1 pseudogene is annotated in these 644 nt (G+C 76.1%); it reads left to right on the forward strand.

Annotated elements, in window-relative coordinates:
- Nucleotides 1–644 (forward strand): annotated as a pseudogene (locus tag AC2W7M_RS26970) (ABC transporter transmembrane domain-containing protein); the annotation flags it as partial.

The following is a 644-nucleotide window of genomic DNA, read 5'->3' on the forward strand; positions in this document are numbered from 1 at the left end:
CGCTCGCCGCTCGATGCCGCGCGCGCGCCGTCGGGGCTGGCCGCGAGCGTCCTCGTGGAGCAGGCGGAAGCGGTGGTGCCCCATCTCGCCCGGTTCCAGCCGGCGCGCTGGCGGGCGGCCGTGGTGCCGCCGGTGATCCTGGCTGCGGTCCTGCCGCTCTCCTGGACGGCGGCGCTGATCCTCGCCGTGGCGGCGCCGCTGATCCCGCTGTTCATGGCCCTCGTGGGCTGGCGCGCGAAGGCGGTGAGCGCGGCACAGCTCGCGGAGCTGGGCAGCCTCAACGGCGCGCTCCTCGACCGGCTGCGCGGCCTTTCGACCATCCGCACCCTCGGCGCGGTGGATGCCACCGCCCGGCGGCTGCGCGCCGAGGCGGAGAGCCTGCGCCGGCGCACCATGCGGTGCTGCGCATCGCCTTCCTCTCGTCCGCGGTGCTGGAACTCTTCGCGGCGCTCGGCGTCGCCATGGTGGCGGTCTATGTGGGCTTCAGCCTGCTGGGCGTGCTCGACTTCGGCCATTGGGGCCGGCCGCTCGACCTGGCCGGCGGCTGTTCATCCTGCTGTCTGGCGCCGGCCTTCTTCGAGCCCGCTGCGCGACCTCGCCCGCCGCCTGGCACGACCGCGCCGCCGGCGAGGCCGCCCTTGCGG

Source organism: Xanthobacter sp. BG11Y11_SDJG (assembly GCF_057364445.1).